1 protein-coding gene is annotated in these 1,814 nt (G+C 43.5%); it reads right to left on the reverse strand.

The window, feature by feature from the left end; translation table 11 throughout:
* Positions 1 to 1,656 (reverse strand): ABC transporter permease (locus QT327_RS00380; protein WP_289551570.1); only part of this gene is annotated, 1,656 nt, incomplete at its 3' end.
* Positions 1,657 to 1,814: the final 158 nt, after the last annotated feature.

The raw sequence follows: 1,814 nt of genomic DNA on the forward strand, positions 1-1,814 counted from the left end.
GGTATCGGTTTTAAACGATGCCGAAAAGTCCCTTCCTGCGATCATCTTCAGGCCCAAAGTTTCTATATATTCGAAATCGGCAAACTGTGTTCTTAACGACCAGGTGCGATCGTCAGTACCCTCAACCTGAAACGTTTGCGAGTCGTGGAATCCTCCCGGTTCACCCGACATTAGCGACACCTCTTTTATTGCCGTGTTGTTTTGCAAGTCCTCCTTAAATTGCCGTCTCCCCCTGTAGATATCATTATTACCATCCACACGTATGCTCACGACATGTTCCATATTGTAGCCTAATTCCTTCGTTTTCATATATTTCAGTTGACTGGAAATCACCACGACTCCAATAACCAGGAGAATCGAAATACCGAATTGGAGGGTTACTAAAGCCTGACGGAACATGGACCCACCCTTACCCAATCGGAGTTTACCTTTGAGGGCCTGAACGGGCGAAAAACCTGAAATAAAGAAAGCAGGATAGCTACCTGCCAAGAGTCCAACAACCAATATGATTCCGGCAAAGAAAGCGTATAAATGCCATGTGTTCCAAGGGATATCAAGGGGATATCCAAGCAACCGGGCGTAAAGAGGGTTCAATAACTTTACAAGACCTAACGAAACCAAAGATGAAATGAGTACCGTTAAAACGGATTCACTGATAAACTGTCCGGCGAGGTGACTCTTTATGGCACCCATTACTTTTCTCAGTCCCACTTCTTTTGAGCGTTCAATAGCCTTGATGGTAGAAAGATTTATAAAATTGACACAGGCAATAAGCAGAATCAATAGCGCAATTGCTATAAAAATGTATGCTAAAGTTCTATTCCCATGTCTGCTTGGGTCCGGAGGGCCGCCCGGTTCAAAATATATATCGGAAAGAGGCGTTAGCGAAAGGTTTACCTTGAGCCCCATCCGGGCAAGTAGCTGGCCCATATGCTTCCGGACAAAGCCGGGAAATCTGCTTTCCAGGGAGGATGGATCAGTACCTTCACGGAGTAACACATAGGTAAATAAGCAGTTAAAAAACCAATTTTCGGATTCGTCAGTAACAGTATAATTTGATAAAGGGACAACAAGGTCAAAATCCAGGTGGGAATTTGCCGGTATATCTTTAGCAATTCCGGTGACGGTAAGCGGCAAGTTCTTATCCAATTCGATAATCTTGCCCAGTGGATCTTGATCACCGAAATATTTTCGGGCAGTCGATTCGGTCAAGACGATACTTCCGGGATTACTTAAGGCTGTGGCAGGGTTACCGGCTACCAGGGGAAAGGAAAAGAAAGTAAAAAAATCACTATCGGCTTTCAGTACTTTTTTTTCGTTAAATGAAATCGATCCAAAAGCTACCAATGCATTGCCCGGCCATACCCGAGTTGCTTTTTTAACCTCGCCGGAAAAATCAATCGGCAAAGCCGTAGCAAAAGGCGGAGATAACCAGGGCACCCGTTTCTCAGAACCATTTTCATCAAAGCTACGGACTAGACGGTAAATATTTTTTCCCTGTTCGTGGAATCTATCAAAAGTAAATTCATTTCTGACAAAAAGGAAGATCATCGTACAAACGGTCACACCGATGGTAAGTCCAAGAATATTGATGATCGCGAACACCTGGTTCCTTTTCATATTACGCCAAGCAATTGTAAAATAGCTCTTAATCATGACTTCTAATTTTGTCCATGGGAATTAATTCCTTGCTCATCGGCACAATAAAACTGCCACTACGACAAATGCCTTACAGTTTATCAAAAACAAGCCGTTGCCAATTTGACGGCGTTCGTTTTCAGACACCTATTGTGCGGATTCGGACATACCTGAAT

The organism is Olivibacter sp. 47, assembly GCF_030372825.1.
GTDB lineage: Bacteria > Bacteroidota > Bacteroidia > Sphingobacteriales > Sphingobacteriaceae > Olivibacter > Olivibacter oleidegradans.